This is a genomic window from Priestia sp. TSO9 (assembly GCF_021029645.1).
Taxonomy (GTDB): Bacteria; Bacillota; Bacilli; order Bacillales; family Bacillaceae_H; genus Priestia; species Priestia megaterium_E.
The window spans coordinates 699,627-714,186 of record NZ_JAJEKD010000015.1 but is presented as its reverse complement, the minus strand read 5'-3'; the positions used below and the strand labels follow the sequence as shown (position 1 = coordinate 714,186).

The 14,560-nt window shown below is 37.5% G+C and carries 13 protein-coding genes; 12 read left to right on the top strand and 1 reads right to left on the bottom strand.

Features of this window, described 5'->3' with window-relative positions; translation table 11 throughout:
• The first annotated feature begins 110 nt into the window (after positions 1–110).
• The 7 genes from LJC66_RS18810 (at position 111) to LJC66_RS18780 (ending at position 8,377) form a co-directional block, all read left to right on the top strand.
• The gene (locus LJC66_RS18810) at positions 111–791 is read left to right on the top strand and encodes a transaldolase family protein (protein WP_102812841.1); all 681 of its coding nucleotides are present in this window, start codon (positions 111–113) and stop codon (positions 789–791) included.
• Between the two features lie 104 nt (positions 792–895).
• A complete protein-coding gene (locus LJC66_RS18805; protein WP_230933274.1) occupies positions 896–1,549 on the top strand; it encodes a DUF4867 family protein in 654 nt (217 codons plus the stop codon).
• A gap of 56 nt (positions 1,550–1,605) precedes the next feature.
• On the top strand, positions 1,606–3,645 hold the full coding sequence (locus LJC66_RS18800; RefSeq protein ID WP_230933273.1) for an alpha-glucosidase: 2,040 nt from the start codon (positions 1,606–1,608) through the stop codon (positions 3,643–3,645).
• Between the two features lie 114 nt (positions 3,646–3,759).
• Positions 3,760–5,100 carry a sulfoquinovose isomerase gene (gene sftI / locus LJC66_RS18795; protein WP_230933272.1) on the top strand — a complete coding sequence of 447 codons (1,341 nt, stop codon included), beginning with the start codon at positions 3,760–3,762 and terminating at the stop codon, positions 5,098–5,100.
• An 84-nt stretch (positions 5,101–5,184) separates the two neighbouring features.
• Positions 5,185–5,919: a GntR family transcriptional regulator gene (locus LJC66_RS18790; protein ID WP_050690316.1), complete on the top strand. Its 735-nt coding sequence runs from the start codon at positions 5,185–5,187 to the stop codon at positions 5,917–5,919.
• Between the two features lie 30 nt (positions 5,920–5,949).
• On the top strand, positions 5,950–7,383 hold the full coding sequence (locus LJC66_RS18785) for an aldehyde dehydrogenase family protein (protein WP_230933271.1): 1,434 nt from the start codon (positions 5,950–5,952) through the stop codon (positions 7,381–7,383).
• Positions 7,384–7,474: 91 nt separating this feature from the next.
• Complete coding sequence (locus LJC66_RS18780; protein WP_230933270.1) at positions 7,475–8,377, top strand: AEC family transporter; 903 nt, start codon at positions 7,475–7,477, stop codon at positions 8,375–8,377.
• 515 nt (positions 8,378–8,892) lie between these two features.
• On the opposite strand, the gene LJC66_RS18775 is transcribed toward LJC66_RS18780, so the two are convergent.
• The gene (locus LJC66_RS18775; protein WP_230933269.1) at positions 8,893–9,072 is read right to left on the bottom strand and encodes a hypothetical protein; all 180 of its coding nucleotides are present in this window, start codon (positions 9,070–9,072) and stop codon (positions 8,893–8,895) included.
• A gap of 217 nt (positions 9,073–9,289) precedes the next feature.
• Here LJC66_RS18775 and LJC66_RS18770 point away from each other — a divergent pair, with 217 nt between their 5' ends.
• From LJC66_RS18770 to LJC66_RS18750, 5 genes are all read left to right on the top strand, one after another.
• Positions 9,290–10,048: an IclR family transcriptional regulator gene (locus tag LJC66_RS18770; RefSeq protein WP_230933268.1), complete on the top strand. Its 759-nt coding sequence runs from the start codon at positions 9,290–9,292 to the stop codon at positions 10,046–10,048.
• 17 nt (positions 10,049–10,065) lie between these two features.
• On the top strand, positions 10,066–11,019 hold the full coding sequence (locus LJC66_RS18765) for a sugar kinase (protein WP_230933267.1): 954 nt from the start codon (positions 10,066–10,068) through the stop codon (positions 11,017–11,019).
• Between the two features lie 17 nt (positions 11,020–11,036).
• Entirely contained in the window at positions 11,037–11,699 is a 663-nt protein-coding gene (locus LJC66_RS18760) for a bifunctional 4-hydroxy-2-oxoglutarate aldolase/2-dehydro-3-deoxy-phosphogluconate aldolase (protein ID WP_230933266.1), read from the top strand.
• On the top strand, positions 11,686–12,834 hold the full coding sequence (gene dgoD, locus LJC66_RS18755) for a galactonate dehydratase (protein ID WP_028414811.1): 1,149 nt from the start codon (positions 11,686–11,688) through the stop codon (positions 12,832–12,834). The genes LJC66_RS18760 and dgoD overlap by 14 nt, the downstream gene beginning before the upstream one ends.
• A 91-nt stretch (positions 12,835–12,925) precedes the next feature.
• Positions 12,926–14,245, top strand: coding sequence for an MFS transporter (locus LJC66_RS18750; protein WP_195696244.1), 1,320 nt, complete (start codon positions 12,926–12,928; stop codon positions 14,243–14,245).
• Positions 14,246–14,560 lie beyond the last annotated feature (315 nt).

Sequence of the window (14,560 nt, the reverse complement as noted above, 5' to 3'; positions counted from 1 at the left end):
GTACTTGAAATATTGGTGGCGTTTTCATATTATAAATACAAAGGTTATTACAAATTATATAAAGGTTATTATCTTTAAAGGGTAATAGTCACTTAACTGGAGGTATAAAGATGAAGTATTTTTTAGATAGTGCCATTTTAGAGGAAATTCGTTACGCGTATGAAAACTGGGCAATTGATGGTGTTACAACAAACCCTCGTCATATTATGAACAGCGGTAAGCCGTTCTTAACGGTTCTAGATGAATTTGCAAGTGAGTTTAAAGGAATCGAAAATTTCCCAATTTCAGTAGAAATCAATCCTCATTTGGATAATGCCAAAGATATGGTAGAAGAAGGGACAAAGATTGCTAAGTTATCTTCAAACTTTGTTATTAAAATTCCATGCACAGAACCTGGTTTAATTGCAGCAAAGGAATTTGAAAAACAAGGTATTTCTACTAACGTCACTCTTGTCTTCTCGCCATCACAAGCACTTCAGCCTGCAAGAATTGGCGCTAAATTTGTATCTCCATTTGTAGGTTGGAAAGAAAATAGCGGGGACGATACAACTCAATATATTCAGGATATTGTGAATATCTATAAAAACTACGATTACAACACAGAAATCATTGTTGCTGCTTTACGTAATGGTAAACAAATTGTAGATGCGGCAAAAGCTGGTGCGCATATTGTGACCTGCGGATTTGATGTATATAAAGAAAGCTTCCAGCATGCGTTCACAGACTATGGATTAAACAAATTCCGTAATGCTTGGGATAATACAGTCACAGAAGCTCCTGTCTTAAAATAAACATATATATTTTATAAAAGGCGCCTCTTAGAATCTTATTATCTTCTTTGAGGGGCTTTTTACATAGAAAAGGAGAGAAGAAAACGTTGCGCAGCTTTGAACACATGAAAGACTTAAACAAACATGTGCCTTTCTATCATATAGAGGACAGCAAATTTAAACCTTATGGAAGGGCAGTAAACGAATATGACTTCAGTGAACTAGAAACATATATGGATAATTTAGCTATTCCTCAAGATCAGAATGTATATGTAGCATCCGTCGCGGAGATGGAAAATACCATTATTAAGAACCAACTTCAAGAAGCTTTTTATGGTGATATGCCTATTCAAATTGGATATTGTAATGGTCCTAATTCAACCTTAAATGGCCTTGAGTATCATAAAAGCAGTGAAATCAACATCGCTATAACAGATATGGTTCTTTTATTAGGAAAGGTACAGGACGTTGAGGATAACTTTTTTAATTCAAATGATGTAATCGCTTTCTTCGTGCCTAAAGGAACAGCAGTTGAGTTATATAGTACGACATTACATTTTGCTCCTTGTAAGGTAAATAATGAAGGATTTAAAACAATCGTTATTTTACCTAAAGGAACAAATGATCCGTTATCAACTAATATTCAAAAAAGAACAAAAGAAGATGAGTTATTGTTCATGAAAAATAAATGGTTAATTGCTCATCCTGAAAGAGAGCAATTAATCAATAAAGGTGCACATCCAGGTATAAAAGGAGAAAATATTAAAGTTTATCAATAGAGCGTATGAATGTTAGACAAAAGACTAAGCTCTATTAATTGATGGGAGAGATAAAAATGTCAGGTACCTTAAATGTAACTAAAGGGGTAAATGTGGAAATCTTACAAGATGGATTTGAAGTTGCTCTTAACGGTGTAGCTCTACTTCAGCATACCATACAAAAACCAATGCTGTTTGTTGGTTATGGAGAAGAAACGATTGAAATGTATAGAGGTAACTTTGATATTAAAGATTACGTTACTGAACGTGCAGCTCTTCGCTACGCAACTGTTGAGGAAGTAGAAGGCGCATATAAAATAGATTTCTCTAACTATGAAAATGGAGATAACATGCTGTCTCTTATAGTTAAAGAAGAAGAGAATCGTCTAAAAGTAGAATACCAAAAACACGATGCGAACATTAACCGCTTTTGGTTACGAGTAGCTGCAGATAAACAAGAGAAAGTATATGGATGCGGAGAACAACTCTCTCATTTTAATATGAGAGGGAAAAACTTTCCTTTATGGACATCTGAGCCGGGCGTAGGAAGAAACAAACAGACATATGTAACATGGCAAGCTGATGTAGTTGATAAGGCTGGAGGAGATTATTATAATACTAACTTTCCTCAGCCTACATATGTATCTAGTAAAAAGTACTATTGTCATGTTGAAACAACGGCATACGCGGACTTTGACTTTCGCAATGAGACATTCCATGAACTGCAGGTTTGGGAAGTACCTGAATATATGCTGTTTGAAACGGCGGATACGTACCTTGAACTAGTTGAAAAAATTACGGGTTTATTCGGAAGACAGCCCGAGCTACCAGACTGGGTATATAACGGCGTGGTTTTAGGTATTCAAGGTGGTACAGATGTTGTTGAACAAAAATTAGAAAAAGTTTTAGCAAAAGGTATGAAAGTATCCGGAGTATGGTGCCAAGACTGGCAGGGCAAACGTATTACTTCTTTCGGTAAACGTTTAATGTGGAATTGGAAATGGAACGAGAATGAATACCCAGAGTTAGATAAAAAAATTGCAGAGTGGAAAGAAAATGATATTCGTTTTCTAGGTTACATTAATCCATATGTAGCCATTGAAGGTGATTTATATAAGGAAGCTGAAGATAAAGGATACTTAGCATTAAATGCGGAAGGAAATACGTATTTAGTGGATTTCGGTGAATTTTATTGCGGAGTTGTGGATTTTACCAACGAAGAGGCTACTGAATGGTATAAACAAGTTATTAAAGAGAACATGATTGATTTTGGATTAGATGGATGGATGGCCGACTTTGGTGAATATTTGCCAACGGATGTTGTGCTCAAAAATGGAGTCGACGCTAAGATTATGCACAATGCTTGGCCGACAATGTGGGCAAAAGCAAACTATGAAGCGGTATCAGAAGCAGGGAAACTTAGTGAGATTGTATACTTTATGCGTGCCGGATATACGGGCATACAAAAATACTGTACGCTTCTTTGGGGCGGAGATCAAAGCGTAGATTGGTCGCTAGATGATGGTTTAGCTTCCGTTATTCCTGCAGCTTTATCCTCAGGAATGAGTGGTTGCGGCTTACACCATAGTGATATTGGCGGGTACACAAGCCTACATGGTAATAAACGTTCAAAAGAGCTGCTGATGAGATGGGCAGAAATGGGAGCCTTCACGCCTATGATGAGAACACATGAAGGAAATCGTCCGGATGATTGTTTCCAGTTTGACGGTGATGAAGAAACATTAGAACATTTAGCAAGAATGTCTAATGTTTATGTAACGATGGCACCTTATATTAAATCGCTTGTAGAAGAAAATGCCCGACGAGGAATTCCTGTTCAGCGACCTTTGTTTATGCACTATGAAGAAGATGAAAAAACATATGATATTCAATACCAATATTTATTTGGTGAAGATGTACTTGTTGCGCCGGTTCATCAAGAAAACCAAACAGAGTGGGAAGTATATTTACCAGAAGATCAGTGGGTCCATGTATGGAGTGGTGAAGAGTACACAGGAGGATCGGTTACTGTTCAGGCGCCATTAGGTTATCCACCTGTATTTTACCGTAAAAAATCGATTTGGAGTGAGTTGTTTTCTAAACTAATTCACATCTAATTTAAAAGCTATTTATATAAGAAATGTAGTCAAACGGAAAAATAGTGTTGATAAAGGTAATTATGTATTTTAAAATGGTTATAACAAATAGTTTTATGACAAGGGGAACTCTATATGCAAAATACAACAGCTTTATATGTGCCTATAGGTAGAAAAACATTTGATATTGAAGCAGCTGAAATTTATCGTCAAAAAAGTATGGAGTGGCTGAAAGGTAACTGCAGTACTGTGATTGCGCCGGAGCAAATTATAACTTCGGTTGAAGAACTACAGGGGTTTCTTGATTCAATTAAAGGGGATAAGATTGATACCGTTTTATATCAAAGCGTTACGTTTGCCGATGGTGAATTTATGGTTAAGATATTGGAGTATTTTAAACAGCCTGTAATTGTTTGGTCCGTACGTGAGCCAAGCGTAGGTGGACGTTTACGTTTGAACTCGCTAACAGGTGGAAATAGCACCAGTAATGTACTGCGCAACCATCAGCATCCGTTTGCATTTGTATTTGGAAATCCAGATGAGAAAGCTTTACAGGATCGTCTATTAAGACAAATTAACGTTATGCGCGTGCTAAAAGCATTAAATGAATTAAAAATTGGGGTAGTGGGAGATTATCCACCAGGATTCTTTTTCTCAGCAACAAACGAAGAAGAATTAAAAAACGCACTTGGCGTAACCCTTCATAAGATGGATTTACAAGAAGCGTTTAAAGAGTGTGTAAAGCTTCCAGAACAAGAATGGATAGGAGAAGTTGAGCGGGCAGAAAAGCAGGTGATTGGTTTAAATCGAAATGATGAAACGGTTACTAAATTTGCTCAATTTTCCACATATATTAAAAAGCACATTCAACGTGAAGAGTTAGATGCACTAGCTATGCGATGCTGGCCGGATTTCTTTAATGATTTAGGAGCTGCTCCGTGCTCAACGCTGTCTCAGTTTACGGAAGACGGAATGGTGACATCCTGTGAGTCCGATATTCATGGATCAATCTCCATGTTTATCCTGCGTGAGTTAGCAGGCGGAAATGCACCTTACCTTGGAGATTTGGTTCACATAGATGAAGAAAAAAACTCGGTTGTTTTTTGGCACTGCGGTGCAGGAGCATATTCACTTGCCAATCCTTCTACCGGAGCAACAGCAGGGGTGCATCCTAACAGAAAAATTGGTTTTGCAATGGATTTTGGATTAAAAGCAGGAGAAGTAACGATCTTCAGGGTAAGTCATACGCCTGATGGCTATCGTCTTCTAGTGATGAAAGGAAATGCATTAGATGTAGAGCAGCCTTTTACAGGTACATCTGTAGAAGTGGAACTGGCGACAAATGCATCAGACACACTTTATGAACTTATGCACGCGGGGTATGAGCCTCACTTTGCACTAGTGTATGGTGATGTGACAGAACATCTAATTGAACTAGGGCGTATGCTTAATTTAGAAACAAAGGTGTATGTCTAAAAAGATCCTACTTCTCTGCTACAGTAAAAGTTAGCCAATACTATATAATAATACCAAACGCTAACTTAAAAGGAGTTTGAGAAAATGAAAGATACAATAGGTTCTAATAAAAATATCGCGCTTTATCTTCAAGTAAAAGATGTCTTAATTAAACGTATACAAGAAAAAGTTTGGAAGCCCAATACGTTAATTCCAACAGAACAAGAATTAATGCAAGAGTTTGACGTAAGCCGTACTACCTTAAGACAAGCTATTTCTATGTTAGTACAGGACGGGCTGCTGGAAAAAAAACAAGGCAGGGGAACAATTGTAAAGCCTCAGCCACTTATCGGCGGCAGCTTAGGCAAGCTTAAAGGCCTAGCAGAAGAAGTAGCGGAAAAAGGATTAACACCGAATTCAAAGCTCATTCGTACTGATTTTAAAAAAGATTTGTATCATGAAACTTCCATGCTGGAATTGGATGCTGGAGAAGAGGTTTTAGTTATTGAACGAATTCGTTTTGCTGATGAAGTGCCTATTGCGATTGAACGTTCTTGCTGGCCTCTGCATATTGGGAAAATACTAGTTGAACAAGATTTAAATCGTGCAAAATTTTATGAAGTACTAGAAGAGAATGAAATATTCTTAAAACGAGCTAAAGAGAAGGTATCTGCCATTAACGCAACGATTTATGAAGCAGATCTGTTAGGCATACGGGGCGGAGAAGCTTTACTTGAAATGACAAGAGTAAGTTACGGTTTTGATGATAAGCCACTTGAATTTACGGTAACAAAATATCGCAGTGACAAATATCATTACAATATCGAACTTACAAGATAAAATGCTAATACAATTGGGGATGTGGAGATAATGACGAGTTTAACTCAAGTCAAACAATATGGTTTATATGTAAACGGGGAATGGGAAACAACAGCAGAAAAAATGGAAGTCTTAAATAAATATACACAGCAGCCTGCAGCTGAAATCTCAGTAGCAACAAAACAAGATGTGAATAAAGCTGTTGCCAGTGCGAAAGACGCATTAAAAAACACTTTTTCACCATATGAACGCTACGAGGTATTAATGAAAGCAGCAGATTTATTACTAAGCCGTCAAGAAGAATTTGCTGAAATTTTGGCTACTGAAGTTGGAAAGTCCATTCGTGAATCTCGCGGAGAAGTTGAGCGTGCGGCTACAACTTTACAAATTTCAGCGGAAGAGGCAAAGCGTATTCATGGAGAAGGTGTACCTGTTGAATCGGCTCAAGGCTCGGAGAATCGCATGGCTTTTACATTAAAAGTCCCAGTTGGTGTTGTTGCAGCTATCACGCCGTTTAATGTGCCTATTAATCTAGTTTGTCATAAACTCGGACCAGCAATCGCAGCTGGGAACAGTGTAGTATTAAAACCTGCTGAAGTCACTCCAATTTGTGCGCTCAAGCTCGCTGAATTAATGGAAGAAGCAGGACTGCCAAAGGGGCGCCTTCAAGTATTGACTGGAGATGGGGCAGAAATCGGTGAATGGTTATTAGAAAACCAGGATGTTAATATGTTTACTTTTACAGGAAGCCCAAGAGTAGGAGAGCTCATTCGATCTAAGGCAGGTTTGCGTAAAGTTTCACTTGAACTAGGAAATAATTCGGCTACTATCGTACATAAAGACGCTGATTTGGAAAAAGCTGCATCTTTAATTTCTCAAAAAAGCTTTAATAATGCGGGACAGGTTTGTATTTCCGTTCAACGAATTTATGTTCATACGAATATTTATACTGCATTTGTTAATAAGCTAAAAGAAAAAACAGAAAAGTTAGTAGTCGGTAATCCAATGGATGAGCAAACGGATATTGGACCTATGATTCGTCTCAAAGAAGCAGAGCGAGTGGAAGAATGGGTAAAAGAAGCGGTGAAAGAAGGGGCGAAAATTGAACTAGGAGGAAAGCGTGATGGTGCTTTCTATCTTCCTACAATTTTGACCAATGTAAATGATGATATGAAAGTTTGTCGTCAAGAAGTATTCGGGCCAGTAGTAGCTATTGCTCAATATAATGAGATTGATGAAGTGATTTCAAAGGTAAATGATTCTGACTATGGGTTGCAGGCAGGCCTTTTTACGAACGACTTACAGTTTGCTATGAAGGCAGCTCGTGAAATCGAAGTAGGCGGATTAATTGTAAATGATGCTTCAGCGTATCGTGTCGATCATATGCCATATGGCGGTGTGAAAAAGAGCGGTAACGGAAAAGAAGGGCCGAAGTATGCAATTGAAGAAATGACTGAAGAACGTATCATTGTTCTAAATTTATAATTTATCAGTTTAAATGAAAGACCTAGATTTTTAATTTTCTAGGTCTTTCATTTGGAAAATAACAAAGAAAAAATGACGAAGGTGAACAAATATGGAGTTCCTAACAATCCTTCTTCCTATTTTCGGGATTTTTGCACTTGGATTTATTGGACAAAAGAAAATAGGATTTGATACAAAAACGATTTCAACAATGGCACTTTATTTGATGTCTCCAGTTCTCGTGTTCAAAACATTTTACACAACCAAATTTACGATTGATTACTTATATCTTACGTTATACACATTTGCACTTTGCTTTGCATTAATTGCTGTCGTCTATATGATTGCTTATTTTCAGCGATATTCTACTTCAGAAACCTGTGGAATGATATTAGCGTCTTCATTTATGAATAATGGCAACTACGGTACACCTGTTGTTTTATTACTTTTCGGCGTTACAGGCTTAGACTCTGCCATTATTCTAATGGTCATACAGCAACTGGTCATGTGTACAGTTGGAGTTTATTATGCCGCTAAAGGGAGTCCACAAGGAAATGGTATAAAATCAGCCATTGACGCAGTTCGACGAATACCAATTGTGTATGGGGGACTTTTAGGAGCTATATTTCAGTTTCTTCATATTCCATTAAGCAACTCTGTAAAAGAAGCGGTTGATTTAGTAGCGGGTGCAGCTATTCCTACCATCATGATTGTACTTGGAATGCAGCTAGCTAAAATATCAATTAGAAATTTAGCCAAAGCAAAAGTTTCATGGTCATTAGCTATCAAACTTGTGATCTCGCCATTTATCGCTTATATCCTAACACTTCTGTTACCGGTGGATGAGATGGTGAAACAAATTATGATTATTATGGCTGCTATGCCCACAGCTGCGAATACAACTATGTACGCGCTTCAATTTAATACAGAGCCGGAGTTTGTATCAAGTGCAACGTTAATTAGTACCTCCTTAAGCCTTGCTACATTACCTATCATTTTTCTAATTGTTTTATAAAATGACACAGAAACATGTTCGAATATAGGTTGAAAAATAATTTTATTATATGACTTTAAAAGGAGTAGTCAACGTGAATTCTCCTCATAACGCAGTTTTAAAAAGATATTTAAAATTTATTTTCTATTTTAGCTTTGTGTTCTTCTTATACTTCTACTTCACATACAGTTTTCAACACTACCTGACGAAATATTTGTTTCTTAATTGTTTGCTGACAGGGATATCTTTTCTCATTCGAAATTTAAGAGGTTATACGGAAAAACTGTAAAAGAAAAAAGCTATTTCACTGCGATGCAAATATCATTGAAATAGCTTTTTTACGTTCAGATTATATATGCGAAAAAATTGTGTTACTGGCACTTAAAGGAACAAGGAGCTTAATTTAAGCTCCTTGTTCTAATTTTTATCATAACCTTCAAAAACTTATCCAATATAGATTCGCACTAGCAACCAACCCAAAAGATGTAAATCCCGCAATTTTTACAGGGTGAGTAATTTTATATGCAACAAAGGGGTTAACTCTTCTTACTTACTTCTGCGAAGAGTAGAGTACCTATGGATGCGAGTGCTAGTCCAAGCAACAAAGCATTCTCCTTTAACTGAACAAAATCAAAAATTAAATAAATGAGAAAGACCCATAAATAAGCTAAAAAGATATTTAAAACAATAGATAATAAAAAATCTTTATTTTTCATGATTAGCTCCCATTACAATTTTTTCTAGTTTCTATGATTTTATCATGGAAACTTTTTTATATTGCTATTTATTAATCATTTCTCAGGAACTGTCATAAATATATTTATTTAATTTGTAAAAATATTTTGAATTAATGATCGGTCTATGATAATATTTAAATCAGTAAATCATATATAAAATTTAAAATCACATATGTGATTCAGAAAGGGTTTCTTCATGTCAGTAAAATCAGCAGAACGTGTATTGAGGGTATTTGAATTGATTGCTCAACATCCCGAGGGATTAACAGTAAAAGAGGTTAGTGATTTACTTTCGCTTCCGCAAAGCAGTACGTTTAACCTTGTGGGAACACTTCACAATGAAGGTTATTTGAATCAGGACTCATTAAAGAGGTACAAGCTAGGGCCAAAGCTAATTCAAATTGGGACAGCGGCTATGGAATCATTGGATATTTCTTCTGAAGGAAAGCCGTATTTAAAGAAACTGATGGAGGATGTTCAGGAAACGGTGTTTATGGCTTTGCTGTCAGATGGAGAATTAGTCTATGTTGTTAAGATTGACAATAATCGCTCGATTAGAACAACAGCTCAGCCTGGTAACCGTAAGCCGCTCTATTGTACAGGGTTAGGAAAAACCTTTTTAGCTTTTCTTCCTAAAGATCAGCGAGAGCAGCTGCTTGAACATATAGAGCTACTGCCTATTACGGATTATACAATCACAGATAAAAAAGTGCTTAATGATAATCTAGATTCTTTTATTCAAATGGGCTATGCAATTGATGATGAAGAAAATGAAGAAGGATTATTTTGCCTTGCTGCACCTGTATTTGGAGCAAAGGGAAGCATTGAAGCTGCTATTAGCGTAGCTGGCCCTAAGGAAAGAATGCTGAAACATAAGGATTTTATAGTAGAAAGGCTGCTTCAAACGTCAGCTAATATATCTTTTATCGCTGGATATGAAGAGGCAAAGAGATAAATGAAAAGAGGGGTAAAATGGATGTGATAAGCATGGGGGAAACGATGATTCTGTTTACCCCACACTCGAATGGAAAGATGCGATATGCTAAAGATTTTTCTTCGAAAATTGCAGGGGCAGAAAGCAACACGTTGATTGCCCTGTCAAAACTCGGTTATCAAACGGGATGGGTTAGCCGATTAGGAAAAGACGAGCTAGGAGAGCGAATTCTTTCAAGTATTAAAGGAGAAGGAATAGATGTAAGACATGTGATATTTGATGATAATGCTCCTACAGGTCTGTTTTTAAAACAAAAAACAAATGAAATGAACAGTAAAGTCTTTTATTACAGACAAGGTTCAGCAGCAAGCTTTATGAATCCGCGTGATATGAATGAAGAGTATATCTCTTCTGCAAAATACTTATACGTGACAGGAATTACACCTGCACTGAGCGATTCCTGCCACGAAGCTATTTTTCAAGCGATGAAAGCTGCTAAAAAAAATGGTGTGAAAATAGTGTTTGATCCAAATTTGCGAAAGACGCTGTGGGATGAAACAGCTGCGCGCCAAACACTAACTAAAATGGCTGCATATGCGGATATTATCTTACCAGGAATGAATGAAGGCCAGTTTTTATTTGAGAAGGATAATCCTGAAGATGTTGCATCAGCGTTTCATCAATTAGGTGCAGAACTAGTCGTTATTAAGCTAGGTGAAGAAGGAGCTTATTATTCGACTGAAAATGAATCCGCTTACGTGGAAGGTTTTAAAGTTGCTAGAGTGATAGATCCAGTAGGAGCTGGTGATGGGTTCGCCGCGGGGATACTATCGGGACTAATAGATAAATCCTCTTTAAAAGAAACGGTTAGAAGAGGGTGTGCTATAGGAGCTATGGTCGTAACCGTAGAGGGTGATATTGAAGGCTTGCCTGATAAGAAAGAGCTTTACGAATTTATGAATGCGATTACAAGAGAAGACGTTATACGATAAAAGAAAGGGGCTTACCAATGACGGATAGTTTATCACATTTATTAGAGCATAAAATCGTTGCGATTATTAGAGGAGCCAAACCGCAGGATGTAGTGAAAATTGCTTCTGCGCTTAATGACGGCGGTGTAAAAAATATAGAAATTACTCTAAATTCCCCTGATGCACTTTCAGCCATTAAAGAGGTTTCTACAGAGCTGGGTGATCAAGTGTTAGTAGGAGCAGGTACAGTGCTTGATCCTGAAACAGCACGTTCAGCTATTTTAGCAGGAGCAAAGTTTATCCTTTCTCCAACTGTTAACACGGAAACGATTAAACTAACGAAAAGATACGGTGCAGTTAGTATCCCAGGGGCTTTTTCACCTACTGAAATTCTAACGGCATATGAAAATGGCGGAGATATTATAAAAGTCTTTCCTGCTAGGCTGGGTGCTAGCTATATTAAAGATATTCGAGGGCCGCTTCCCCATATTCCACTTCTTCCAACAGGAGGAGTGAGCTTAGACAATATTCAAGAATTTGAAGAAGCAGGTGCCGTAGGGTTTGGTATTGGAAGTTCTTTAGTTGATACAAACTGTGAAATTACGCATGCATACCTGCAGGAGCTAACACAAAAGGCTAAAGCATACGTAGCCGCAGTGAATGGTATAACGAAAGGGGAAAAAGTACATGAAAATTACTAATTATGAATTGTTCCAAGTGCCGCCACGCTGGTTATTTTTAAAAATAGAAACAGACGAAGGAATTGTTGGATGGGGAGAACCTGTTATTGAAGGAAGAGCCTCTACTGTTAAAGCTGCAGTAGATGAGCTGATGGAGTATCTTATTGGCAAAGATCCATTAAATATTGAAGATCATTGGAACGTTATGTACCGAGGCGGTTTCTATCGAGGCGGACCTATTTTAATGAGTGCGATATCAGGAATTGATCAAGCATTGTGGGACATAAAAGGAAAATATTACGATGCTCCTGTACATCAACTGTTAGGCGGAAAAGCAAGAGAATCCATTAAAGTATATTCTTGGATTGGAGGAGACCGGCCTTCAGATGTAGGCGAAGCAGCAAGAGAAGTTGTTTCACAAGGATTTACAGCAGTAAAAATGAATGGAACAGAAGAGCTTCAATATGTGGATTCATATGAAAAAATTGATCAAGTAGTAGAACGTATTGCTGCTGTTAGAGAAGCAGTGGGACCTTATGTAGGAATAGGTATTGATTTTCACGGACGTGTACATAAGCCAATGGCAAAGATTTTAGCTAAAGAACTAGAGTCCTATCGTCCAATGTTTATCGAGGAGCCGGTTTTGCCGGAAAACAATGAGGCGCTAAGAGAAATTGCCAATCACGTATCCATTCCTATCGCGACAGGAGAAAGAATGTTTTCAAAATGGGAGTTTAAAAAGCTCTTAACGGACGGATACGTCGATATTATTCAGCCTGATTTATCACATGCAGGAGGAATTACAGAATGTAAGAAAATTATTTCGATGGCTGAAGCCTTTGATGTAGCGGCTGCGCCTCATTGCCCATTAGGACCAATTGCATTAGCGGCGTGTCTTCAAGTAGATGCAACGTGCCACAACGCATTTATTCAAGAGCAAAGCTTAGGCATTCACTATAACCAAGGCAGTGATTTACTAGATTATATTGTTGATAACCACGTATTTAAATATGAAGAAGGCTTTGTAAAAATTCCTGATGGACCTGGTTTAGGTATTGAGATTAATGAAGACCATGTTAGAAAAATGGCTGATATCGGTCATAATTGGCGTAATCCAGTATGGCGTCATAAAGACGGTTCTGTAGCGGAATGGTAAAGGGGAAACCATTTTAGTAAAAAAGATCTGATTGATAAATGACCGTCAGTCAGATCTTTTCTTAAACTATTATATACAGGGGGATAAGGGAATGAAGGGGTATAGCGAAAAGCCGACTCGCGTTAGATTTCGTGTTTTAGCATTTATTTTCGTGAGCGTTGTCATCAACTATATGGATCGAAGTAATATTTCTGTAGCTGCCACAGCCATGTCCAAAGATTTAAAGCTATCATCAGTAGAACTGGGTCTCATATTTTCAGCCTTTGGATGGGCTTATGCTGCGTTACAAATACCAGGAGGGGTAATGGCTGACCGCTTTGGCGCTCGTGCTACGTATGCCTTTAGTTTAATTACCTGGTCTATTGTTACGCTGCTGCAAGGATTTACTAAGGGATTTGTGAGTCTTTTTGGTCTGCGTTTAGCGACAGGAGCATTCGAAGCACCGGCTTTTCCGACCAATAATAAAGTAGTCACCAGCTGGTTTCCAAATCAGGAAAGAGCATCAGCTATTGCTTTTTATACTTCAGGACAGTTTGCAGGACTAGCATTTTTAACACCTACACTAGTTACCATTCAGCACTTTTTAGGGTGGAGAGGTCTGTTTATTACTACCGGGATTATCGGTATAGCGTGGGGCATTATATGGTATATCTTTTATCGTGATCCTTCTCAGCATAGTAAAGTAAATAAAGCAGAGTTACAGCATATCGAAGAAGGTGGAGGCTTAGTTAAAGCTGCTGATACGAAAGGAGAAAGAGCAAAGTTCGAATGGGGAAATCTTAAAGAAGCCTTTTCTCACAGAAAGCTATGGGGCATCTACTTAGGTCAGTTTGCCGTCAACTCTACTTTATGGTTCTTCCTTACCTGGTTTCCAACGTACCTTGTGGAATACAGAGGGTTAGATTTCTTAAAATCAGGATTCTTAGCATCAGCTCCGTTTTTAGCAGCGTTTGTAGGAGTATTATTATCTGGCTTTGTATCGGATGCCTTAGTGAAAAAAGGAGTATCATTAGGTATTGCAAGAAAAACACCTATTATCGTAGGGCTGCTTTTATCAACTTCAATCATTGGAGCCAATTATGTAAATAGCACATCTCTCATTATCACGTTTATGGCTATTGCGTTTTTTGGAAATGGCTTAGCTTCTATTACATGGGTCTTTGTCTCAACGCTAGCGCCTAAACATTTAGTCGGTTTAACGGGTGGAGTGTTTAACTTTATCGGAGGTCTAGCTTCTATCATCGTCCCAATTGTTATTGGTTTCTTAGCAAAAGGAGGAAACTTTGCTCCAGCGCTAGTGTTCATAGCGGCATTGGCCCTTTTAGGAGCACTTTCGTATATCTTCCTTGTAGGAAAAGTAGAAAGAATTAAAGTGGTTAAAGATGAAGAATTGAATCGAGATATTGTGTAAGGGTGTTTATCATTTTATAGGAATCATACATCTGGAATTATTTGTGGCGGGATTAAAAGAGAATTCTTAAAAATTCTATTAGAGAAAGAGCATAAATTTTGTTGGAGAGCAACGGGTTTATGCTTTTTTGTTACCTATAAAGAAGAACTTCAGTCCGTACAAGAATAAGATCATTAGATTAGGTAGTAGTGATATTCATGAATATAAAAAGCATGATAAAATATACAAAGTTCCTACCTTTTATTAACAATAGTCAAAGAATAATAGATAGAAAATGGTTATTAGACAATGGAAGGTGTATTTATGAAAAAGGTT

What these genes read in the sequence shown, in the direction of transcription:
- LJC66_RS18810 (WP_102812841.1), top strand. Translation starts at nt 111, where the DNA reads ATGAAGTATTTTTTAGATAGTGCCATTTTAGAGGAAATTCGTTACGCG.
- LJC66_RS18805 (WP_230933274.1), top strand. Translation starts at nt 896, where the DNA reads ATGAAAGACTTAAACAAACATGTGCCTTTCTATCATATAGAGGACAGC.
- LJC66_RS18800 (WP_230933273.1), top strand. Translation starts at nt 1,606, where the DNA reads ATGTCAGGTACCTTAAATGTAACTAAAGGGGTAAATGTGGAAATCTTA.
- sftI (WP_230933272.1), top strand. Translation starts at nt 3,760, where the DNA reads ATGCAAAATACAACAGCTTTATATGTGCCTATAGGTAGAAAAACATTT.
- LJC66_RS18790 (WP_050690316.1), top strand. Translation starts at nt 5,185, where the DNA reads ATGAAAGATACAATAGGTTCTAATAAAAATATCGCGCTTTATCTTCAA.
- LJC66_RS18785 (WP_230933271.1), top strand. Translation starts at nt 5,950, where the DNA reads ATGACGAGTTTAACTCAAGTCAAACAATATGGTTTATATGTAAACGGG.
- LJC66_RS18780 (WP_230933270.1), top strand. Translation starts at nt 7,475, where the DNA reads ATGGAGTTCCTAACAATCCTTCTTCCTATTTTCGGGATTTTTGCACTT.
- LJC66_RS18775 (WP_230933269.1), bottom strand. Translation starts at nt 9,072, where the DNA reads ATGAAAAATAAAGATTTTTTATTATCTATTGTTTTAAATATCTTTTTA.
- LJC66_RS18770 (WP_230933268.1), top strand. Translation starts at nt 9,290, where the DNA reads ATGTCAGTAAAATCAGCAGAACGTGTATTGAGGGTATTTGAATTGATT.
- LJC66_RS18765 (WP_230933267.1), top strand. Translation starts at nt 10,066, where the DNA reads ATGGATGTGATAAGCATGGGGGAAACGATGATTCTGTTTACCCCACAC.
- LJC66_RS18760 (WP_230933266.1), top strand. Translation starts at nt 11,037, where the DNA reads ATGACGGATAGTTTATCACATTTATTAGAGCATAAAATCGTTGCGATT.
- dgoD (WP_028414811.1), top strand. Translation starts at nt 11,686, where the DNA reads ATGAAAATTACTAATTATGAATTGTTCCAAGTGCCGCCACGCTGGTTA.
- LJC66_RS18750 (WP_195696244.1), top strand. Translation starts at nt 12,926, where the DNA reads ATGAAGGGGTATAGCGAAAAGCCGACTCGCGTTAGATTTCGTGTTTTA.